22 protein-coding genes are annotated in these 20,327 nt (G+C 61.5%); 3 read left to right on the forward strand and 19 right to left on the reverse strand.

Annotation, left to right across the window (positions count from 1 at the left end):
* Positions 1-8 precede the first annotated feature (8 nt).
* The 14 genes from rodZ to trmJ form a co-directional block, all read right to left on the reverse strand.
* A complete protein-coding gene (gene rodZ / locus ACB033_RS10110) occupies positions 9-950 on the reverse strand; it encodes a cytoskeleton protein RodZ (protein WP_043170955.1) in 942 nt (313 codons plus the stop codon).
* Positions 940-1,731 (reverse strand): PilW family type IVa pilus biogenesis/stability lipoprotein TapF, encoded by a 792-nt coding sequence (tapF, locus tag ACB033_RS10115; RefSeq protein WP_017765910.1) that lies wholly within the window; start codon positions 1,729-1,731, stop codon positions 940-942. Before tapF ends, rodZ begins: the two co-directional genes overlap by 11 nt.
* 12 nt (positions 1,732-1,743) lie before the next feature.
* On the reverse strand, positions 1,744-2,847 hold the full coding sequence (locus ACB033_RS10120; protein WP_005299790.1) for a bifunctional tRNA (adenosine(37)-C2)-methyltransferase TrmG/ribosomal RNA large subunit methyltransferase RlmN: 1,104 nt from the start codon (positions 2,845-2,847) through the stop codon (positions 1,744-1,746).
* 168 nt (positions 2,848-3,015) lie between these two features.
* Entirely contained in the window at positions 3,016-3,444 is a 429-nt protein-coding gene (ndk, locus tag ACB033_RS10125) for a nucleoside-diphosphate kinase (RefSeq protein WP_005299787.1), read from the reverse strand.
* A 272-nt stretch (positions 3,445-3,716) separates the two neighbouring features.
* Positions 3,717-5,000, reverse strand: coding sequence for an aminopeptidase PepB (pepB, locus tag ACB033_RS10130; RefSeq protein WP_010634294.1), 1,284 nt, complete (start codon positions 4,998-5,000; stop codon positions 3,717-3,719).
* Positions 4,997-6,301 carry an aminopeptidase PepB gene (pepB, locus tag ACB033_RS10135; protein WP_371140502.1) on the reverse strand — a complete coding sequence of 435 codons (1,305 nt, stop codon included), beginning with the start codon at positions 6,299-6,301 and terminating at the stop codon, positions 4,997-4,999. The genes pepB (ACB033_RS10130) and pepB (ACB033_RS10135) overlap by 4 nt, the downstream gene beginning before the upstream one ends.
* 157 nt (positions 6,302-6,458) lie before the next feature.
* Positions 6,459-6,797 carry an ISC system 2Fe-2S type ferredoxin gene (gene fdx / locus ACB033_RS10140; protein ID WP_005299781.1) on the reverse strand — a complete coding sequence of 113 codons (339 nt, stop codon included), beginning with the start codon at positions 6,795-6,797 and terminating at the stop codon, positions 6,459-6,461.
* A 1-nt stretch (position 6,798) separates the two neighbouring features.
* Positions 6,799-8,646, reverse strand: coding sequence for a Fe-S protein assembly chaperone HscA (hscA, locus tag ACB033_RS10145; protein ID WP_139724620.1), 1,848 nt, complete (start codon positions 8,644-8,646; stop codon positions 6,799-6,801).
* Between the two features lie 28 nt (positions 8,647-8,674).
* The gene (gene hscB / locus ACB033_RS10150; RefSeq protein ID WP_139724618.1) at positions 8,675-9,193 is read right to left on the reverse strand and encodes a co-chaperone HscB; all 519 of its coding nucleotides are present in this window, start codon (positions 9,191-9,193) and stop codon (positions 8,675-8,677) included.
* Positions 9,194-9,314: 121 nt separating this feature from the next.
* On the reverse strand, positions 9,315-9,638 hold the full coding sequence (gene iscA, locus ACB033_RS10155; RefSeq protein ID WP_005299772.1) for an iron-sulfur cluster assembly protein IscA: 324 nt from the start codon (positions 9,636-9,638) through the stop codon (positions 9,315-9,317).
* Positions 9,639-9,653: 15 nt separating this feature from the next.
* On the reverse strand, positions 9,654-10,037 hold the full coding sequence (gene iscU, locus ACB033_RS10160) for a Fe-S cluster assembly scaffold IscU (protein ID WP_005299770.1): 384 nt from the start codon (positions 10,035-10,037) through the stop codon (positions 9,654-9,656).
* 54 nt (positions 10,038-10,091) lie between these two features.
* The gene (locus ACB033_RS10165; protein ID WP_005299763.1) at positions 10,092-11,306 is read right to left on the reverse strand and encodes an IscS subfamily cysteine desulfurase; all 1,215 of its coding nucleotides are present in this window, start codon (positions 11,304-11,306) and stop codon (positions 10,092-10,094) included.
* A gap of 57 nt (positions 11,307-11,363) precedes the next feature.
* Positions 11,364-11,867 (reverse strand): Fe-S cluster assembly transcriptional regulator IscR, encoded by a 504-nt coding sequence (gene iscR, locus ACB033_RS10170; RefSeq protein WP_011705634.1) that lies wholly within the window; start codon positions 11,865-11,867, stop codon positions 11,364-11,366.
* Between the two features lie 93 nt (positions 11,868-11,960).
* Complete coding sequence (trmJ, locus tag ACB033_RS10175) at positions 11,961-12,689, reverse strand: tRNA (cytosine(32)/uridine(32)-2'-O)-methyltransferase TrmJ (RefSeq protein WP_117404188.1); 729 nt, start codon at positions 12,687-12,689, stop codon at positions 11,961-11,963.
* Positions 12,690-12,869: 180 nt separating this feature from the next.
* Here trmJ and ACB033_RS10180 point away from each other — a divergent pair, with 180 nt between their 5' ends.
* Complete coding sequence (locus ACB033_RS10180) at positions 12,870-13,286, forward strand: hypothetical protein (protein WP_010634300.1); 417 nt, start codon at positions 12,870-12,872, stop codon at positions 13,284-13,286.
* Here ACB033_RS10180 and ACB033_RS10185 read toward each other — a convergent pair.
* On the reverse strand, positions 13,275-13,772 hold the full coding sequence (locus ACB033_RS10185) for an SCP2 domain-containing protein (protein ID WP_139724616.1): 498 nt from the start codon (positions 13,770-13,772) through the stop codon (positions 13,275-13,277). The genes ACB033_RS10180 and ACB033_RS10185 overlap by 12 nt on opposite strands.
* Positions 13,773-13,962: 190 nt before the next feature.
* Here ACB033_RS10185 and ACB033_RS10190 point away from each other — a divergent pair, with 190 nt between their 5' ends.
* Positions 13,963-14,958, forward strand: a complete 996-nt coding sequence (locus tag ACB033_RS10190) for a peptidase U32 family protein (RefSeq protein WP_139724614.1) — start codon at positions 13,963-13,965, stop codon at positions 14,956-14,958.
* Positions 14,959-14,970: 12 nt separating this feature from the next.
* Positions 14,971-15,843, forward strand: a complete 873-nt coding sequence (locus ACB033_RS10195) for a U32 family peptidase (protein ID WP_139724612.1) — start codon at positions 14,971-14,973, stop codon at positions 15,841-15,843.
* 154 nt (positions 15,844-15,997) lie between these two features.
* On the opposite strand, the gene nlpI is transcribed toward ACB033_RS10195, so the two are convergent.
* From nlpI to secD, 4 genes are all read right to left on the reverse strand, one after another.
* Positions 15,998-16,945 carry a lipoprotein NlpI gene (gene nlpI, locus ACB033_RS10200; protein ID WP_005299750.1) on the reverse strand — a complete coding sequence of 316 codons (948 nt, stop codon included), beginning with the start codon at positions 16,943-16,945 and terminating at the stop codon, positions 15,998-16,000.
* Positions 16,946-17,035: 90 nt separating this feature from the next.
* A complete protein-coding gene (locus ACB033_RS10205) occupies positions 17,036-17,404 on the reverse strand; it encodes a rhodanese-like domain-containing protein (protein WP_017765920.1) in 369 nt (122 codons plus the stop codon).
* Positions 17,405-17,503: 99 nt separating this feature from the next.
* The gene (secF, locus tag ACB033_RS10210; RefSeq protein WP_005299746.1) at positions 17,504-18,451 is read right to left on the reverse strand and encodes a protein translocase subunit SecF; all 948 of its coding nucleotides are present in this window, start codon (positions 18,449-18,451) and stop codon (positions 17,504-17,506) included.
* A 9-nt stretch (positions 18,452-18,460) separates the two neighbouring features.
* Positions 18,461-20,314 (reverse strand): protein translocase subunit SecD, encoded by a 1,854-nt coding sequence (gene secD / locus ACB033_RS10215; protein WP_005299734.1) that lies wholly within the window; start codon positions 20,312-20,314, stop codon positions 18,461-18,463.
* Positions 20,315-20,327 lie beyond the last annotated feature (13 nt).

Raw genomic sequence — 20,327 nt, forward strand, 5'->3', positions numbered from 1 at the left:
CGGACAGATTACTCCTGCGGCAGTGAGAGGCGAGCAGTCCGGCCGTTGTTGTAACGGCTCATGTCGATGGACTTGCCCTTGTATTCGATATTGATGGCCATGGGCGCACCAATGATGAATTTGAGCGGCTCGGGTCCTTCCAGTACCAGTTCGTCATTGGCCTTCTTGAGGCCGCTGAACAGGGTCTTGCCATTGGCATCCTTGACGTCCAGCCAGCAGTCGGCGGTGAAGCTCATCTTGAGCTGGGGCACCTTGGCAGGCTCGCTCGCGGCGGTGTCGTCAGCCGGTTGCGTGGCGGCAGCGGCAGAGGTCTCGGCAGTGGTGGTCGCCACGGCGCTGCTGGCATCCGCCGGCAGAGTGGTCGCAGCGGCATCGCTCACCACGGGGGTTACGGCAGCGTCTGCGGCGGCGGAAGCGGCAGGAGCCAGTACCGGCTCGGCAACATCAACGGCCGGAGTGGCGCTCGGAGTATTGGTGTTGCGGGCTGCGCCCATTTCGGTCGCGGCCAGGGCCTCGTCACCGGCGGAGCGACGCGCCGTGCTCTGCCACCACCAGACGACGGAGAGGGCGATCAGCACCAGGATCACCAGCCAGGTGACAACCTTGAGGCGGCTGTCGTTGGCCTGCTGACGGGAGCGGCGGGAGAAGCTCTGCATGTCGATGTTGTCGGGCGGCGTCAGGCCCAGCTTGTCATAAGCGGCGAGGATGGTCTCTTCCGGAATACCGACCAGCTTGGCATAGGTACGCAGATAGCCGCGGATGAAGGTATGGGAGGTATGTTTGTCATACGTATCCGATTCGATCGCGGCAATCAGGGTCAGACGAAGGTGAATGCGGGACGCAACCTGTTCTCGCGTCCAGCCGAGCTGTTCACGGGCGTTGCGCAGCAGCTGGCCTGGGCCAACTGCCTGGGAGTCGTCTTGGAAATCGTGTGGCTGTTCAGTAGTCATTGGCTAAGTAACGCTTGGCTTGTTGCGAAGTGGGATATTGCCTTACCAGCTCAGTCCCGAATTGGTGAAGTAGTGCCGGTTTGTCCATGGCCTGCGCCAGCCGCAATCTCAACCAGAGACTGTTCTCGTTCTCGTCCGATACATCGGCAAAACGGGCGAGATAGGCCTGCACATCAGGCAGCTTGCCATCTTTCATGGAAAGCTCCGCCATGTCCAGCAATAACCTTGGATTGCGGGGATTATACCCCAAGGCCAAGCGATAGTACTCGCTTGCTTTATCATTTCTGCGATTTTGCGCGGCGCAAAGTGCCGCGTTTTCATAGGTATCGGCGATCTTGATGTAGTTCGGCTGGCTGACGGCCTGCAGGAAGGCTTTCTCCGCCTCGTCGAAACGACCGCGATTGCAAAGGAAGGCGCCATAGTTGTTCATCGCGTCAGCATTGGACGGATCCACGGCAAGGGCTTTCTGATAACTGGCTTCGGCCGCCTTGTAATCTTGCACCTGCTGGTAGAAGTAGGCAAAACCGATGTAAACCTGAGGATTGGCGGCGTCGTACTGGAGGGCGCGATCAAGGTTGAACTTGGCCTGCTCGGCGTTGCCCTGCTGCAGATACTGGATGCCCAAATCCAGACGGGTCTGGGCTGCCGCCTTGAGGTCGGGACCTACCTCACGCTGGGTGGAATTCTGGCCAGCGTAAGTGGTCTCGGTAACACAGCCTGGCAGCGCACAGAGCGCTGCCACTACGATCAATGTACGTGTATCCATTCCCTGACTATACAATGGCTTAGCAAGTTAAACCATTTTGACGGAAATCCCATCCTGTTGCATCCGATTTTTCATGGTGCGCTTGGTGCGATCGATCACCTCCCCCACCAGCTGGCCGCAGGCGGCATCGATGTCGTCACCACGGGTCTTGCGGACGATGACGGTGAAGCCGTACTCCATCAGCACCTTGGAGAAACGGTCGATGCGGCTGTTGCTCGGCTTGCCGTAGGGGTTGCCCGGGAAGGGGTTGAACGGGATCAGGTTGATCTTGCTCGGGGTGTCCTTGAGCACCTTGGCCAGCTCGTGGGCATGTTGCATGTCGTCATTGATGTGATCGAGCAGCACATACTCCACCGTGACCCGGCCGCCGTTGGCGTTGGACTTGCCGAGGTAGCGACGCACACCGGCCAGGAAGGCTTCGATGTTGTACTTGTCGTTGATCGGCATGATCTCGGAGCGAAGCTTGTCGTTGGGGGCGTGCAGGGAGATGGCCAGCGCCACGTCGATCTGGTCGCCCAGCATGTCCAGTGCCGGCACCACGCCGGAGGTGGAGATGGTGACCCGGCGCTTGGAGATGCCGTAGCCGTAGTCATCCATCATCAGGCGCATGGCCGGTACCACGTTGGCGAGGTTGAGCAGCGGCTCGCCCATGCCCATCATCACCACGTTGGTGATGGGACGCTTGCCGCCGACGATCTTGGCGGCACGCCACACCTGACCGATGATCTCGGAGACTTTCAGGTTGCGGTTGAAGCCCTGCTGGGCGGTGGAGCAGAACTTGCACTCCAGGGCGCAGCCCACCTGGGAAGAGACACACAGGGTCGCCCGATCGTCCTCGGGGATGTAGACGGTCTCCACCTCCTGGCCGCCAACCTGCAGCGCCCACTTGATGGTGCCGTCGGAGGAGCGCTGTTCGCGGCTCACTTCCGGCGCCCGGATCTCGGCGATCTCCTTGAGACGCTCGCGCAGCACCTTGTTGACGTTGTTCATCTGATCGAAATCATCACAACCAAAGTGATAAATCCACTTCATTACCTGATCTGCCCGGAACGGCTTCTCGCCCAGTTCGACGAAGAAGGCACGCATGGCATCCCGATCGAGATCCAGCAGGTTGGTTTTTGTTTCGCTCATCAAGGGCCTCAGCTCACACACTTCATAAATTATCGGCTGACCTACGTCAGGGGGCGGCATTGTACAAATTATGGGTCCGGCTTTCCACCTGGAGAATAAGGGGATATTGACCGAATGACCAAAAAACAAAAGGGAGCCGAGGCTCCCTTGAGATTCTGCTGACGAAAATCAACCGCGCGGGCAGATCTCGGCGTCAGAGAAGAAGTAGGCGATTTCACGAGCGGCAGAGGCCGGCGCATCGGAACCGTGCACGGCGTTGCGATCGATGCTCTCGGCGTAGCAGGCGCGCAGGGTGCCGGCCAGGGCTTCTTTCGGGTTGGTGGCGCCCATGATTTCACGGTGACGACGGATGGCTTCTTCGCCTTCCAGCACCTGGATCATGACGGGGCCGGAGGTCATGAAGCTGACCAGACCGTCATAGAAAGGCTTGCCCTGGTGCTCGGCGTAGAAACCGGCGGCTTGTTCGCTGCTCATGTGCAGCATCTTGGCAGCGATGACTTTCAGGCCAGCGCTCTCGAAACGGTTGTAGATGGCACCGATCAGGTTCTTGCTGACGGCGTCCGGCTTGATGATGGAGAAGGTACGTTCGATGGCCATTGAGATCTTTCCTTAACTACAGAGATTTATTGTTAGAATCCATGTTCGGCGGCGATTATACGTAAACAAAAACCGAAATAACACACAGAAAAGCAACTTTTTATTAAACAATTCCATCCCTAAAACAACATCACCACTCATCTTGGCCCAGGCCGGCAGGAAAAAATGTGCGCTTGCGCACGATCACCATGCTAACCCCCTGAAACATTGGCTATTGCCCATCTTCTGCAGCATGGGAAAGGGCACCCTCAGGTGCCCTTGATGTGGTCCTCTCAGCGGGTCTCCGCCAGCAGGGTGTGGGCGATGGTGCGCATCCCCAGGGTATTGGCCCCGGGCGCCCACAGATTGTCGCCGTTGTCGCTGAAGCAGGCAGCGAGATCCACGTGCAACCAGCCTCGCCCTTCATTGCCCACGAAGCGGGAGAGGAAGCCGGCCGCATTGGAGGCGCCGCCCGGGCCACCACCCGGCACGGGGCGGCTGTTGGCGGTGTCGGCATAGTGGGACGGACACTGCTGGCTGTGCCAGGGCTCCAGCGGCAGCGGCCAGGCAGGCTCTTGCTCCGCATCCGCATAGGCCATCGCGCGGCTCACCAGCCCCTTGTCGAGGCCAAACAGCGCGTTGTAGCGTCCGCCCAGCGCCATCACAGCCGCGCCGGTCAGGGTGGCGGCGTCGATGACCAGCGGCGCGCCCGACTCCCCGGCCAGTTGCAGACCGTCGGCCAGCACCAGGCGCCCCTCGGCATCGGTGTTGACTATCTCCACCGTGGTGCCGTTCTTGTAGGTGAGGATGTCACCCAGCTTGTAGGCGTGACCCGAGACCAGGTTCTCGGCGCAGCAGAGGATGAGCTTCACCCGCTTGTCGAGGCCGCGCAGGATGGCCAGCGCCAGCGCGCCGGTGACGATGGCGGCGCCGCCCATGTCGTGCTTCATGGTGAGCATGCCCTGGGAGGTCTTCATGGAGTAGCCGCCGGAGTCGAAGGTGATCCCCTTGCCCACCAGGGCCGCGGCCACCGGTGCCTTGGGATCCCGGCCTGGATTGAAGTCCAGCTCCAGCATCACGGGCTCGCGCTCGCTGCCACGACCGACCTGGTAGAGACCGACCCAGCCCGCCTGTTGCAGCGCCTCCCCTTTGAGGATGCGATGGCTGATCTTGTCGGGGGCCAGCTCGGTGAGGAAGGCGGCAGCTTCGACCGCCAGCTCCAGCGGCCCCAACTGCTCGGGAGTGGCATTGGTCATCTCCCGCACCCAGCGCCCGCACAGCCAGCGAGCCTCCAGCTCCTCTCTGTCCTCCTCGGACGAGGTGGCCCACTGCAGCGCCACCTCCGCCTTGGGTGTCTGCAGCCCCTGGGCAAAGGCCCACTGCTGCTCGCGCTCCCAGTGACCGGCCAGCACCACCTGCTGGATCCCCTGGCTGCACAGGCGCCGCGCCGCCTGCTGGATGTCCAGCAAGGGGGTGGCGGTCACCAGATGGATCACCATGCCATCAGCGCGGTGAGAGAGCAGTGCCCCCTCCCCCCACTCGGCCGGCGCAAACTCTCGGCTCAACCAGACGTTCATGCGCCCACCTCCTGCAACCAGCGGGCAATGGTACGCAGACCGTGGCCCTTGGCACCGGTCGCCCACAGATCGTTGCCCGATTTTTGATAGGAGGCGGCCAAGTCCAGGTGTACCCAGCCCTTGCCTTCGTCACGCACGAAGCGCGACAGGAAGGCGGCTGCCGTGGTGGCACCGGCGGTGCCTTCGGCGGATGCCACGTTGCCCAGCTCGGCAAAGGCAGAGGTGAGCTGGCCCGCGTGCCAGGGCTCCAGCGGCAGCGCCCAGGCCTGCTCGTTTTCGGCTTTGGCGGCCGCCAGCGCGCGCGCCTGCTCGGCTTCATCGAGGGCAAACACGGCGTTGTAGTCGCGACCCAGCGCAGTCTTGGCGGCGCCGGTCAGGGTAGCGGCGTCGAGGATGTAGGCTGCCCCGCTTTCGCTGGCGGCCAGCAGGCCATCGGCCAGCACCAGACGGCCTTCCGCGTCGGTGTTCTGGATCTCGACCGAGATGCCGTTGCGATAGGTGAGGATGTCGCCGAGCTTGAAGGCGTGGCCGGAGACCAGGTTCTCGGCGCAGCAGAGGATCAGCTTGACCCGTTTGTCGAGGCCACGGCTGATGGCCAGCGCCAGCGAGCCGGTCACCATGGCGGCACCACCCATGTCGGATTTCATCGGCAGCATGTTGTCGGAGGACTTCATGGAGTAGCCACCGGAATCGAAGGTGATCCCCTTGCCCACCAGCGCTGCCAGCACGGGAGCGTTGGCATCCCCGGTCGGGTTGTAGTCGAGCTCGAGCAGCACCGGCTCGCGCTCGCTGCCACGGCCTACCGACCAGATCCCGATGTGACCGGCCTCCTGCAGCGCCTCCCCGGCGGTAATGCGGGCGGTCACCTTGTCACCGGCGAGGCTGCGAATGAGCAGCAGGGCGGACTCCGCCAGGCTCATGGGATAGATCTCCTGCGGGCAGCCGTTGGTCACCTCGCGCACCCAGCGAGCAGCCTTGAGCAGGGCTTCCAGCTCACGAGCCTCCTGCGCTGACTGCTCACCAAAGTCGAGCTCGCGCACGCCCTTGGCGGCATAAAAGCCCTGGGCGAAGGCGTAGCGACGCTCCCGATCCCAGCCCTCACCCACCAGCTTGACGCGCTTGATGCCGCTCGACTCGAGGCGTCTGGCAGCGCGCTGGATGGCGCGCAGCGCCTCCTTCTCCTGGCCGCCGCTGCCCAGATGGAGATGGGCTTCGTCGCCGTTGAAACTGAGCAGGGCACCCTCGCCCCAGTGGGCGGCGGCAGCCTGGGAAGACAACCGTACGTTCATCATGTCAGCCATGTTCTCTTGCTTCCTTTTTATTGGCACTTTCATCAACGAATAGGGAGATCGCGGGCACAAAAAAGGCCGCGCCCTCAAGGGTCACGGCCTTCACCATATCATTACTGCACCACGAGATGCTGCACGCGCAATTCACTCATGTGTAATTAAGAGGTCATCAGTGGCGCTCAGACGCCAGATTCAGGGTGTACTTGGGCAGTTCCACCACCAGATCCTCGTCCGCCAGTCTGGCCTGGCAACTGAGACGGGATTCCGGCTCCAGTCCCCACGCCTTGTCCAGCATGTCGTCTTCCAGCTCGTCGCTCGGCTCGAGGGAGTCAAACCCTTCCCGCACCACACAGTGGCAGGTGGTGCAGGCGCAGGACTTCTCGCAGGCGTGCTCGATCTCGATGCCGTTGCGCAGCGCGATGTCCAGAATGGTTTCACCGGTCGCGCCTTCGAGGGCCGCGCCGTCCGGACAGAGCTCGGGATGGGGCAGAATAATCAGTTTTGGCATATTACACCTTGTTGACGTTTTGTCCGGTCAGCACCTTGCGGATGGAGGCATCCATCCGGCGGGCTGCAAATTCACCACTGGCAGCGTCCGCCGCCTCGATGGCCTCTTTGATCTGGTTGGTGGTACCCGTGCTGCGCATGGTCAGCAGATGGGCGATGGCAGCATCCAGCTCGGCCCGCTCGGCGGCGCTCAACAGCGCCTCGCCATCGGCGGCCAGGGCGGCGTTGAGGCTCTCGACCACCCGGTCGGCCTCGACCTGCTGCTCCGCCAGCATGCGGGCGTCCATGTCCTGCTGGGCATTGGCGATGGAGGCGCTCAGCATGTTGAGGATGTCATCCTCACCCAGCCCGTAGGAGGGCTTGACCTGGATCTCGGCCTGCACGCCGGAGGATTTCTCCATGGCGCTGACCGACAGCAGACCGTCCGCATCCACCTGGAAGGTGACGCGGATATGGGCCGCCCCCGCCGCCATGGGCGGAATGCCAGTCAGGGTGAAGCGGGCCAAGGATCGGCAATCAGCCACCAGCTCGCGTTCGCCCTGCACCACGTGGATCGCCATCGCAGTCTGGCCATCCTTGAAGGTGGTGAACTCCTGGGCGCGGGCCACCGGAATGGTGGTGTTGCGCGGGATCACCTTCTCGGCGAGGCCGCCCATGGTCTCAAGACCAAGAGAGAGCGGAATGACGTCCAGCAGCAGCATCTCGGCATCGGGCTTGTTGCCTACCAGGATGTCGGCCTGGATGGCGGCACCGATGGCCACCACCTTGTCCGGGTCGATGCTGGTCAATGGCGTACGTTGGAAGAACTCGCCCACCAGCTCGCGCACCAGCGGCACCCGGGTGGAGCCGCCGACCATCACCACTTCCAACACATCCTCCTGTTCGAGACCCGCATCGCGCAGGGCGCGGCGACAGGCCAGCAGGGTGCGCTTGACCAGCGGCTGGATCAGCTCGTCAAACTGGCTGCGGGTGACAGAGCCCTGCCAGCCGGCAAAGGCGCAGGCAACGGCATCGGCATCGGTGAGGCCGTGCTTGACGGCGGCGGCGGCGTCCAGCAGCTCGCGCTGGGTACGGGCATCGAGCTGACCGGACAACCCGGCTTGCTCTTTGAGCCAGTCCGCCAGCAGGTGATCGAAATCATCGCCACCGAGGGCCGAGTCGCCGCCGGTGGCCATCACCTCAAACACCCCGCGATGCAGACGCAGAATGGAGATGTCGAAGGTACCGCCACCCAGGTCATAGACGGCGACCACCCCTTCCTGACCGGAGTCGAGGCCATAGGCGATGGCGGCGGCGGTCGGTTCATTGAGCAGGCGCAGCACGTGCAGACCGGCCAGTCTGGCCGCATCCTTGGTGCCCTGACGCTGGGCGTCGTCGAAATAGGCGGGCACTGTGATCACCACGCCGTCAAGATCGCCACCGAGGGCGGCGGCGCCCCGCTCGGCCAGTTTTTTCAGGATCTCGGCCGAGACCTGCACCGGGTTGACCAACCCCTGACGGGTCTGCAGCTGCGGCATGCCGTTGTCGGCCGCCACGAATTCGTAGGGCTGCTGGCGGGTATCGATGTCGGCCAGCGCCTTGCCCATCATCCGCTTGGCGGAGACGATGGTGTTGTGGGGATCGAGGGCGGCCTCGCGCTTGGCATCGAAGCCGACCCGGATGGTATCGGCCTGGTAATGCACGACGGAGGGCAGCAGATCACGCCCCTGCTCGTCGCAGAGGGTGTCGGCCTGACCGCTGCGCACGGCGGCGACCAGCGAGTTGGTGGTGCCAAGGTCGATGCCGACGGCACGCTTGTGCTGATGAGGTGCGGCGCTCTGGCCGGGCTCGGCGATTTGCAGTAATGCCATGGGTAATCAAACTTCCAGCGTTAAAGGATCAAGACTCGAACAGGGAGTCTTCGAATCGTTCCAGCTCCTCGAGGAGCTTGTCGACAAACTTGAGCTTGCGAACGCAGTCAGCGGCCTTCTGATCATCGCCGGTGGCGAGGCTCAGGGTCAGCTGTTGCATCAACTGCTGGTGATCATGCCTGATCTCCTGGCGAAAATCCTTGATGGCCCGCTCAGGGTCGGCTGCGCCTTTCAGATCGGCCAGCCGCTCGCGCCACTCCAGTTGCTGCATCAGGAAGGCGGGATCTTGCAGCGTCTGCTGCTCGCCGCGGATATCGGTACCACGCAGGGAGAGCAGGTACTCGGCTCGGCGCAGGGGCGCCTTGAGGGTAGTGAAGGCATCGTTGATCTGGGCGGCACGTTGCACCGCGGCCAGCTGTTCCCGCTCGGGAGCCGTGGCAAAACGATCGGGATGGAACTGGGTTTGCAACTGACGGTAGGTATCCGCCAACTGACGGGTATCGAGCTCGAAGCCTTCCACCAGCCCAAACAGCTCGAAATGATTCATGCAGACCTCTTAGACCCTGATGCGACCGCCGTCCTGCTCGCCCTCGGCAAACGGGACGGCGTGGTTGAACTGGCCGTGGCCGGCCGGTTCAACGCATGCGCAATCAGGTGTAGCAAACATCTCAGACACTGAAGCTTTCGCCGCAACCACACTCGCCCTTGGCGTTGGGGTTGTTGAACTGGAAGCCCTCGTTGAGGCCCTCCTTGACGAAGTCCAGCTGGGTACCATCCAGGTGGATCAGGCTCTTGGCATCGACGATGATCTTGACGCCGTCCTGCTCGAATACCTGATCTTCATCCGCCAGCTCGTCGACAAATTCGAGCACGTAGGCAAGACCGGAACAGCCGGTGGTCTTGACGCCGAGGCGCAGGCCGATGCCCTTGCCCCGGTTGGCCAGAAAAGAGGAAACCCGTGCCGCTGCGGCATCTGTCATGGTAATGGCCATACTGCGCTCCTGACCTTAGAGACCTTTCTTCTGCTTGTAATCGGCAATGGCGGCCTTGATGGCATCCTCGGCCAGAATGGAGCAGTGGATCTTCACCGGCGGCAGCGCCAGCTCTTCGGCGATGTCGGTGTTCTTGATGCCGGCTGCTTCGTCCAGGGTCTTGCCCTTGACCCACTCGGTCACCAGGGAGCTGGAGGCGATGGCGGAGCCACAACCATAGGTCTTGAACTTGGCATCTTCGATGATGCCGTCGTCGCTGATCTTCAGCTGCAGCTTCATCACGTCACCACAGGCCGGCGCACCGACCATGCCGGTAGCGATGCTGGGATCGTTCTTGTCGAAGCCACCTACGTTACGGGGGTTCTCGTAGTGGTCGATTACTTTTTCACTGTAAGCCATATCTAACTCCTGCTAATTCCGTTGTTCACCAAACACTTGCTCTCTTGGCAAGGATCAGTGATGAGCCCATTCGACCGTGTTCAGATCGACGCCGTCCTTGTACATCTCCCACAGGGGAGACATCTCGCGCAGACGACCGATGGAGTCACGGATAAGCTTGATTGCGTAATCAATCTCTTCTTCGGTGGTGAAGCGACCCATGCTGAAACGGATGGAGCTGTGCGCCAGCTCGTCGTTCAGGCCCAGGGCGCGCAGCACGTAGGAGGGCTCCAGGCTGGCCGAGGTACAGGCAGAGCCGGAGGAGACAGCCAGATCCTTCAGCGCCATGATGAGGGATTCCCCTTCCACATAGGCGAAGCTGACGTTGAGGTTGCCCGGCACGCGCTGTTCCAGGTCACCGTTGATGTAGACCTCTTCGATATCCTTGATGCCGTCCCACAGACGCTGACGCAGGGCCATGATGCGTTGACCTTCGCTCACCATCTCTTCTTTGGCGATGCGGAAGGCTTCGCCCATGCCGACGATCTGGTGGGTCGGCAGGGTGCCGGAACGCATGCCGCGCTCGTGGCCACCACCGTGCATCTGGGCTTCCAGGCGCACACGCGGCTTGCGGCGCACGTAGAGGGCACCAATGCCTTTCGGGCCATATACCTTGTGAGCAGACATGGAGAGCAGGTCAACCTTGAGCGCTTCCACGTCCACCGGAATTTTACCCACGCTCTGTACTGCATCCACGTGCAGCAGGATCTTGCGGGAGCGGCACAGCTCGCCGATGGCAGCAATGTTCTGCACCACGCCGATCTCGTTGTTGACGTGCATGATGCTGACCAGGATGGTGTCATCGCGCAGGGCGCCTTCGATCTGTTCCAGAGTGAACAGGCCGTTGGGCATCGGCTCGAGGTAGGTCACCTCATAGCCTTCGCGCTCCAGCTGGCGGCAGGTATCCAGTACCGCCTTGTGCTCGGTCTTGGAGGTAACGATGTGCTTGCCCTTGCCGGCGTAGAAGTGGGCGACGCCCTTGATGGCCAGGTTGTTGGACTCGGTGGCGCCGGAGGTGAAGACGATCTCGCGCGGGTCGGCACCGATCAGCTCTGCCACTTGATTACGGGCCAGGTCAACCGCCTCTTCGGCTTGCCAGCCGAAACGGTGGGAACGGGAAGCTGGATTGCCGAACAGGCCATCCATGGTGAGACACTGCATCATTTTTTCTGCGACACGCGGGTCCACCGGACAGGTTGCCGAATAATCAAGGTAAATAGGCAGTTTCATGTTTTTCTCCGTTACAGCCTGGGTCATACATCGACCGGCTGTGGAAAGCACGTTTGTTTATAGTTGGACTTTCAAGCTCACATCGCCGCGTTCTGCCCGATCAACCAGGGACAACACGGTTTTCATCTGTTCGTCTTGCTTGCCGGCAATGCGGCGCACATCCGCCTGATCAACCAGCTCGGCCAGGGTGATATCCCCCAGGAAGCTGGAGATCCGCTCGCTCAGGTCACGCCACAAGGAGTGAGTAAGACACTGGGTGCCGCCGTGGCAACCACCCTTGCCGAGGCACTTGGTGGCATCCACCGATTCATCCACCGCGGTGATCACCTGACCGACCGAGATAGCATTCGGGGCCAGACCGAGGCGATAGCCGCCACCTGGGCCACGCACGCTGCTTACCAGGCCATGCTTGCGCAGGCGGGCAAACAGTTGCTCCAGATAGGACAAGGAGATGCCCTGGCGTTCTGAAATATCAGCCAGGGGCACGGGCCCCTGCTCTGCATGCAACGCCACGTCGAGCATGGCAGTCACAGCGTAACGTCCTTTTGAGGTCAGTCTCATATGCCTTACCGTCTTGCGAACCAATCAATATGGGCATATGGTCACATACCCGACTAAATCAGTCAAGTATATGGTTGAGTAATTCAGTCGGGTTTAATCCTGCGGCCTGGGTTTTTGCACCGAGGTCAGAATGCCGCGCAGAATGTTGAGTTCCACCGCCTCCGGACGCGCCCGGTTGAACAGGCGACGCAGCTTGTTCATCACCTGCCCCGGGTGGTCATCGGTGATGAAACCGGTCTTGAGCAGCGTCTGTTCCAGATGCTGATAGAAGCCTTCCAGTTGCTCGGCACTGGGATACTCCACTGTCATTTCGCTGTCGACGGCTTGCTCTTGCTGCTGAAGCCAGTGCATTCGCACCTCATAGCAGAGGGTCTGCACCGCCATGGCCAGATTGAGAGAGCTGTACTCGGGATTGGCCGGGATGGCCACATGGTAGTGGCACTTTTGCAACTCGTCGTTGGTGAGGCCGGTACGTTCACGGCCAAACACCAGCGCCACCGGATGCTGCATCCCCTCGGCCACCAGCTTCTCGCCCGCTTCGCGGGGATCCAGCATGGGCCAGCTCAGGGTGCGGGAACGGGCACTGGTACCGATCACCAGGCCGCAATCGGCGATGGCTTCATCCAGCGTCGCCACGACACGGGCATTGGCCAGGATGTCGCTGGCACCGGCAGCCAATGCATTGGCATTGCCATCGGGCAGGGCTTGCGGATCAACCAGCACCATCTGACTCAAGCCCATGGTCTTCATGGCGCGTGCCGCAGACCCCATGTTGCCGGTGTGAGAGGTGTTTACCAACACGATACGAATCTGATCCAACATGCCCAGTCAATCTTCAGTCAAAAATGGCGCGCAATTGTAACATAGCCAATCGCTATTTTGGCACCGTAAATGGCGCTCCATTTCACAACTATCGCGCCGGTTTGTAGAACAAAGCGGCATGAGGTGGGCACAAGGGCGGGCTAAACTTGGAGGATGGGAAGGTGAAAGAGGGGAGACCACATGTGCCCGCGCTGGCTTTATGAGAAGCTGCCGGCCTGCTATCTGCTGGCAGCCATCGGCATCATCGCGCTCAGCCACTCCCCGCTGCTCTGGCTGGCGGGGGGCCTGCTGTTTGTCGCCGGGGCCGCCAGCTGGATGATGCGCTCCAGCTATCGGCGCACCGATCTGGTCATCTTCCCAAACAAGGTCTGGCTGCAACCGGAGTGGCTCTACGAGGCCCAACCTTTCCTCTGGCTGGTGCTGGGTCTGCTGTTGTCACGCCAGCAAGGTGCCGGTGCCCTGCTGGCGCTGCTGCCCTGCCTCTGGGCCCTGCGCTGCCTGTGGGCCCGCAACCACTATCGCCATCATGCCGAAGGGCTCGCCTCACAGCTGAGACGCCACCCCACCCGCCGTCGCAGAATGCGCCTATTGCGCTGAGCTGGCCCCGGCCTGCTCGATAAAGGTGGCGAGATCCATCAGCGGATAGCGCACCAGGCTCGGCAACCCGTCCAGATCCAGGCTGTCCATCAGGTTTTTCACCTCCAGTCCCAGCTCGGTATTGCCTTCAATCTTCAGCTTGCGCTGGAAGAAGAGGGAATCGGGGTCTTCCTTGCGACCGGCGATCAGGATGAGATCGTTGCTGCTGCCGCTAAAGCAGACATCGGCCTGTTCACAGTGATGGGCCACCACCAGCTTGCCCTCCTGCTCGCTGATGAACCAGCACAGCTCGAGATCCGATACCTCGACCTTGAGCCACTTGCCGGCCAGAAATGCAAAGTCGCCATCGGCGATGGCCTCCCTGAAGACGCTGGCGAGCAGGCGCTCCATCAGATGCTGTTGCAGGGCAAAGGGCACCAGCTTGAGGGGATGGCGCAAGAAGCGGGGGGCCTGTTCGACCAGGCGATGCTGCAGTTGTTTGAACACGATAAACTCCCAATTTTTTGCGCATTCAAACACAGGGTCGGCGCCATGATCCTGTTGGAAATCAAACTTGTGCCCACTTACCTCAAGAAAGGTAAAGCCACACAAAGCTGCCTCAGGTCAAAAAGTGGAAGGACGCCGGTGAATACAATCGGGCCACTTTTTTGCATTTTTGCCCTCTCGGAGCGTACCGATGGAATTACTCTGTCCGGCAGGCAGTCTGCCGGCACTGAAAACAGCCGTGGATAACGGGGCCGATGCCGTCTATATCGGCTTCAAGGATGACACCAACGCCCGCCATTTCGCCGGGCTCAACTTCACCGACAGCAAGCTGGAGAAAGCGGTCGACTACGTGCATCAACATGGCCGCAAGCTGCACATCGCCATCAACACCTTCGCCCACCCGGGCTCCGATGCCCGCTGGCAGCAGGCGGTGGACAAGGGCGCCGCACTGGGAGCCGATGCTCTGATCATCGCCGATCTCGCCGTGCTCGATTATGCCAGCCGCCGCTACCCGGATCTGGAGCTGCACGTCTCGGTGCAGGCCAGTGCCACCAACGCCGCCGCCATCCGCTTCTACCAGCAGCACTTCAACGTCGGTCGGGTGGTGTTGCCCCGCGTCCTCTCCATGCATCAGGTGAGGCAGCTGGCCCGCGAGACCGACGTCGGCCTCGAGGTGTTCGCCTTCGGCAGCCTCTGCATCATGGCGGAGGGGCGCTGCTACCTCTCCTCCTACATGACCGGCGAGAGCCCCAATACCGTCGGCGCCTGCTCACCGGCCAAGTTCGTGCGCTGGGAGGAGACCCCGAGCGGCCTCGAGTCTCGCCTCAACGAGGTGCTGATCGACCGTTACGGCCCGGGGGAAAACGCCGGCTACCCGACCCTGTGCAAGGGCCGCTTCGAGGTGGATGGCCAGACCTACCACGCGCTGGAGGAGCCCACCAGCCTCAACACCCTTGGCCTCTTGCCCGAGCTGTTCCAGACCGGTATCCAGTCGGTCAAGATCGAAGGACGCCAACGCAGCCCCGCCTACGTGGAGCAGGTCACCCGGGTCTGGCGCGCCGCCATCGACGCCTATCAAGCCAACCCGGAAGCCTATCAGGTCAAGGCCGACTGGGATGCCCAGCTCGCCCGCGTCTCCGAGGGGAGCCAGACCACCCTCGGCGCCTATCATCGCCAATGGCAATAAGGAGCCCTGTTCATGAAATTCTCTCTCGGCCCCCTGCTCTTCTACTGGCCCAAGGCCGACACCCATGGCTTCTATCAGGCGGCCGCCCAAAGCCAGGCCGACATCGTCTATCTGGGGGAAACCGTCTGCAGCAAGCGCCGCGAACTGAAAGTGGATGACTGGATTGCCCTCGCCCGCCAGGTGGCCGGCTCAGGCAAGCAGGCGGTGCTCTCCACGCTGGCGCTCATCTCCGCCCCCTCCGAGCTCAAGGAGGTCAAGCGGCTGGTCGACAACGGTGAGCTGATGATCGAGGCCAACGATCTGGGGGCAGTCCAGCTCGCCAGCGAAGCCGGGCTGCCGTTCGTCTGCGGCCCCGCCATCAACGCCTACAACGCCGACGTGCTGCGCATGCTGCTCAAACAGGGGATGCAGCGCTGGGTGATGCCGGTGGAGCTGTCCCGCGACTGGCTGGTGCAGCTCAATCAGGATCTGGGCAGTGCCCGCCAGCAGTTCGAGGTGGAGGTGTTCGCCTACGGCCACCTGCCGCTCGCCTACTCGGCGCGCTGCTTCACCGCCCGCTCCCTCGACCGGCCCAAGGACAACTGCGAACTGGCCTGCATCGACTACCCCACCGGTAGGCTTGCCAGCAGTCGCGAGGGGCAGAAGGTGTTCAACCTCAACGGCATCCAGACCCAGTCCGGTTACTGCTACAACCTGGGCAACGATCTGGCCGGCATGGAGGGTTTGGTGGATGTGGTACGGCTCTCCCCCGAGGGGTTGGATACCCTGACGATGCTGGATCGCTTCAAGGCCAACGAACGGGGTCAGGCCCCCCTGCCCCTGCAGCAGGAGCGGGACTGCAACGGCTACTGGCGCCAAATCCCCGGCATGATGCTGGCGCAGTAATTACGGCCTTACTGGCGGGCGGGCACGGTGGTCACTGGCCGATGCCGATGCCGATGCCGATGCAATGGCACCGTAAAGCCTGACACCCAAACAGCAAAAAGGCCTCGCTATGAGGCCTTTTCTATATCGTTCAAAGCAGCGACAACCAGCAGGATCAGGATGCCTGCTTGCTGCTCTTGCCCTGAGCACTCTGGGCGCCGGGCGGCAGGGGTTTGCGCGCCATCAGCTCCAGCTCGAGCAGGGCATATCTGTGCTCGATGAAGTCATACACGTTGTTGGCCAGCGCCAGCTTGAAGTAGCTGATGGCCTCCTTGCGGTTGCCCCTGGCCAGCTCGAACTTACCGAGGTAGAAGTAGGTTTCGCACAGGCGCTCGGCGAGCTCCCGGTTGTCCTTCACCCCTTTCACCACGTTGCCCATCAACTGGGTGGCGTTGAGTTCGCCGGTATAGAGGCGTACCAGATCCCAGTTCCAGGCGTCGTCGTCATACTTGTTGAGCCGCTCGCGCATCCGGCTCATGGCGGCCGGCGCATTGAGCTTCTGCTCGGCCAGATAGAGCCAGATCACCCGGTAGGGATCTTCCGGCTGCGCCTCGTAGAAGCGCTTCATATCGGCCGCGGCCAGCTCGGGGCGATTGCCGTAATAGAGCGCAATACCGCGGTTCAGATAGGCATAGTCATAATCGGGAGCCAGCTCGAGGGCGGAATCAAATGCCTCGTAGGCTTCGTCATAATTCTGCTGTTGCACCAGATAGACGCCGATGAAGTTGTAGGCTTCGGCGAAATCCGGCTTCTCCCGCAGGGCGCGGTTGAAATCCAGCCGCGCCAGAGAGCGCAAGCCTACCCGGTCAAACACGACAGCACGCTCATAAAACAGTTCGGCCCGTTGCTCGGTGGTCAATTCCATCTCACTAAGCATCTGCCCGAGTCGCGCCAACGCCAACTCGCTCTGGTAAGAGACCTGCAGGGGGGTCGCCAATACCAGTGAAGCGGGTTGCGGCTTGGGAACTTGAGGCGTTTGAACCTGACTGCTACTGCTGCAACCCCACATGGGGAGCAGCAACAGGATACCAAGGAGGTATCCAATCCCTTTCCTGACGTTCAATGAACACTCCGACGCTTACGCTTGACCCGGCATATGGTAAAGGTCAGCCGACACTTTGTCATGTGGCTGAGCCTCTCTCCCTCAAATAAATCAGGATTCGACAGGGTATCCGGCATCACACCAGCCCCGAAAGCCACCATCCACGCTGACCACCCGGCCGTAGCCCATCTTCTGCAGGTTCTCCGCCACCAGAATGGAGCGAAAACCGCCACCACAATAGAGGTAGAGCTCGGTGTCGGGATCCGGATAACGAGTCTCGATATCCCGCTCGATCACCCCGCGCCCGAGGTAGGTCGCGCCCGGCAGATGGCCCCTGGCCCACTCGCTCTCTTCCCGCACGTCGACCAGGTGAAAGGTACGCCCCTCCTCCTGCCAGCGCTTGATCTGGTGCACGTCGGTCTCCTGCACATGGGGGCGAATGGCCTCTACCAGCGCCAGAAAACGGGGATTGTGTTGCATGGCTTGCTCCTTGCCTCTTGGCCAATGGCCGTGGGTGAAACCGTCATAATGGCTCACCCGGATGATAAGAGAAAGGGCGCCTCGTGGCGCCCTTGTCATTTACGGCAGGATCTCTTGCTGATCCGCCCCCTCTTTCTCCACCTGGGTCGGCAGCATGTGCTCCCGCTTGACCCCGAAGAACATGGCGAACGAGCTCGCCACATAGATGGAGGAGTAGGTACCAAACGCCACACCGATCACCATGGCCACCGAGAAACCGTGGATCAGCGGACCGCCCTTGAGCAGCAGCGCCAGCACCACCACGAAGGTCAGGCCGGAGGTGATGATGGTCCGGCTCAGAGTCTCGGTCATGGAGAGATCCAGGATGTACTCGGTATCCCCCTTGCGCACCTTGCGAAAGTTCTCCCGCAGGCGGTCGAACACCACTATGGTGTCGTTCAGGGAGTAACCCACGAGCGTCATCAAGGCCGCCAGCACGGTCAGGTCGAATTCGTACTGGAAGTAGGCGAAGACGCCCAGGGTGATCACCACGTCGTGCACCAAGGAGAGGATGCCGCCCATGGCCAGACGCCACTCGAAGCGTACCGCCACGTAGATCATGATGCAGATGATGGAGGCCAGCATGGCCAGCGCACCGTCCGTCGCCAGCTCGTCACCCACGGAGGGGCCGACGAACTCCACGCGCTTGAGCACGGCGCCCTGATCGATCACCTTGGCGGCCGCCAGCACCTCGTTGCCCTGCTGCTCCACCTTGACCCCCTCTTTCGGGGTCAGGCGCACCAGCACGTCACGGCTGGAGCCGAAGTGTTGCAGGGTCGCCCCTTCAATCTTCTGCTCGTCCAGCACCTCATGCATCTTCTCCAGGCTCACCGACTGCTGGAAGCCCACCTCGATGGTGGTGCCGCCGGTAAAGTCCAGACCCCAGTTCAGACCCCGATCGAACAGGAAGAACAGGGAGATAACCATCAGCAGAGTAGAGAAGACCACACCCGGCTTGGCAAAGCGCATGAAGGGGATGGGCTTTTCAAAATGTAGAATCTGAAACATGTCTCTTCCTTAGATCGGCAGCTTGTCGAGGCGCCGACCACCCCAGGCCAGGTTGATGATGGCGCGGGATACCGTGATGGCGGTAAACATGGACGCACTCAGACCAATCCCCAGCGTCAGGGCGAAGCCCTTGATGGCGCCGGTACCGATACCGAACAGGATCACACAGGTGATAAGCGAGGTGATGTTGGAGTCGGCGATGGTCGAGAATGCCCGATCAAAGCCCAGATGGATCGCCTGCTGCACGCCGCGGCCGTTGCGGATCTCTTCACGAATGCGCTCGTAGATCAGCACGTTGGCGTCCACCGCCATGCCCAGCGTCAGCACGATACCGGCGATGCCCGGCAGGGTCATGGTGGCCCCCGGGATCATCGACATGATGCCGACGATCAGCACCAGGTTCATCGAGAGAGCAATGTTGGCCACCCAACCGAAGGCACGGTAGTAGATCCCCATGAACAGCACGATCACCAGCATGGCCCAGCCGATGGCTTCCATACCGCTGTCGATGTTCTGCTGACCCAGGCTCGGGCCAATGGTGCGCTCTTCCACGATCTGGATCGGGGCGATCAGCGCACCGGCACGCAGCAGCAGCGCCAGGTTGTGGGCTTCGTTGGCGTTGTCGATGCCGGTGATGCGGAACTGGCTGCCAAGGCGCGACTGGATGGTGGCGACGTTGATCACCTCCTCCTGCTTGCGGAACTTGCGCTTGCCGTCCGGACCCGGCTGACCGACCGGCTTGTATTCGATGAATACGGTGGCCATGCCCTTACCGACGTTGTCCTTGGTAAAGTTGGCCATCTTGTTGCCACCCTGGCCATCGAGCTTGATGTTGACCTGGGGACGGCTGTATTCGTCGAAACCGGACTGGGCACCCACGATGTGGTCACCGGTCAGGATGATGCGCTTTTGCAGCACCACCGGACGACCGTTGCGATCGTTGTAGACCTTGGAGCTCGGCGGTACGCGACCGTCGGCTGCAGCCTGGATGTCGGCGGTCTCATCGACCATGTGGAATTCCAGGGTCGCGGTCGCGCCCAGGATCTCCTTGGCACGGGCGGTGTCCTGAATACCAGGCAGTTCCACCACGATGCGCTCGGCACCCTGCTGTTGTACCAGCGGCTCGGCTACACCCAGTTCGTTCACCCGGTTGCGGATGATGGTGATGTTCTGCTCGAGGGCGTACTTCTTCACCTCCTTGACCTTGGCTTCACTTAAGGAGGCCAGCAGGACGAACTCGTCCCCCTTTTGCTCGGTGGTGAAGGTGAGATCCGGGTTCTGACGACGCAGGAAGGAGACCGCCTTGCTCTGATCGGCTTCGTCGCGGAAGACCACCTGTACCTGATCACCGACCCGGCGCACGCCGGAGTAACGGATCTTCTGGGTACGCAGCTCGGAGCGGAAATCCTGCACCATCTGCTCCTGCTGCTTGGCCAGCGCTTCGGCCATGTCCACTTCCATCAGGAAGTGCACGCCGCCACGCAGGTCCAGACCCAGCTTGAGCGGGTTGGCACCAATGGCTTCGAGCCAGGCAGGGGTGGAAGGCGCCAGGTTGAGTGCGGTGATGAAGTTGTCACCCAGCTTGTTGGCGACCAGATCGCGCGCCTTGAGCTGCTCTTCGGTGTTCTTGAAACGAATCAGAATGAAGCCGTGTTCGAACGCCGCATGCTTGACCGGGATCTTCGCCTCATCGAGAGTCGCTTTCACCAGGTCAAGGGTATCAAGCTTGACTTCGGCACCCCGGCTGGCAGAGATCTGCAAGGCCGGGTCTTCGCCGTAAAGATTGGGGGCTGCATATAGAAAACCGATGGCGATCACCACGATCACCATCAGGTATTTCCACAGCGGATAGCGATTTAACACGCTGTGCTCCTCG

Source organism: Aeromonas sp. S15(2024), from assembly GCF_041402265.1.
In the GTDB taxonomy this organism is placed as follows: Bacteria; Pseudomonadota; Gammaproteobacteria; order Enterobacterales; family Aeromonadaceae; genus Aeromonas; species Aeromonas dhakensis.

Excerpts from the sequence above, each read along its gene's own strand:
- rodZ (WP_043170955.1), bottom strand. The coding sequence starts at position 950 with ATGACTACTGAACAGCCACACGATTTCCAAGACGACTCCCAGGCAGTT.
- ACB033_RS10120 (WP_005299790.1), bottom strand. The coding sequence starts at position 2,847 with ATGAGCGAAACAAAAACCAACCTGCTGGATCTCGATCGGGATGCCATG.
- ndk (WP_005299787.1), bottom strand. The coding sequence starts at position 3,444 with ATGGCCATCGAACGTACCTTCTCCATCATCAAGCCGGACGCCGTCAGC.
- pepB (WP_010634294.1), bottom strand. The coding sequence starts at position 5,000 with ATGAACGTCTGGTTGAGCCGAGAGTTTGCGCCGGCCGAGTGGGGGGAG.
- pepB (WP_371140502.1), bottom strand. The coding sequence starts at position 6,301 with ATGGCTGACATGATGAACGTACGGTTGTCTTCCCAGGCTGCCGCCGCC.
- fdx (WP_005299781.1), bottom strand. The coding sequence starts at position 6,797 with ATGCCAAAACTGATTATTCTGCCCCATCCCGAGCTCTGTCCGGACGGC.
- hscA (WP_139724620.1), bottom strand. The coding sequence starts at position 8,646 with ATGGCATTACTGCAAATCGCCGAGCCCGGCCAGAGCGCCGCACCTCAT.
- hscB (WP_139724618.1), bottom strand. The coding sequence starts at position 9,193 with ATGAATCATTTCGAGCTGTTTGGGCTGGTGGAAGGCTTCGAGCTCGAT.
- iscA (WP_005299772.1), bottom strand. The coding sequence starts at position 9,638 with ATGGCCATTACCATGACAGATGCCGCAGCGGCACGGGTTTCCTCTTTT.
- iscU (WP_005299770.1), bottom strand. The coding sequence starts at position 10,037 with ATGGCTTACAGTGAAAAAGTAATCGACCACTACGAGAACCCCCGTAAC.
- ACB033_RS10165 (WP_005299763.1), bottom strand. The coding sequence starts at position 11,306 with ATGAAACTGCCTATTTACCTTGATTATTCGGCAACCTGTCCGGTGGAC.
- iscR (WP_011705634.1), bottom strand. The coding sequence starts at position 11,867 with ATGAGACTGACCTCAAAAGGACGTTACGCTGTGACTGCCATGCTCGAC.
- trmJ (WP_117404188.1), bottom strand. The coding sequence starts at position 12,689 with ATGTTGGATCAGATTCGTATCGTGTTGGTAAACACCTCTCACACCGGC.
- ACB033_RS10180 (WP_010634300.1), top strand. The coding sequence starts at position 12,870 with ATGTGCCCGCGCTGGCTTTATGAGAAGCTGCCGGCCTGCTATCTGCTG.
- ACB033_RS10190 (WP_139724614.1), top strand. The coding sequence starts at position 13,963 with ATGGAATTACTCTGTCCGGCAGGCAGTCTGCCGGCACTGAAAACAGCC.
- ACB033_RS10195 (WP_139724612.1), top strand. The coding sequence starts at position 14,971 with ATGAAATTCTCTCTCGGCCCCCTGCTCTTCTACTGGCCCAAGGCCGAC.
- ACB033_RS10205 (WP_017765920.1), bottom strand. The coding sequence starts at position 17,404 with ATGCAACACAATCCCCGTTTTCTGGCGCTGGTAGAGGCCATTCGCCCC.
- secF (WP_005299746.1), bottom strand. The coding sequence starts at position 18,451 with ATGTTTCAGATTCTACATTTTGAAAAGCCCATCCCCTTCATGCGCTTT.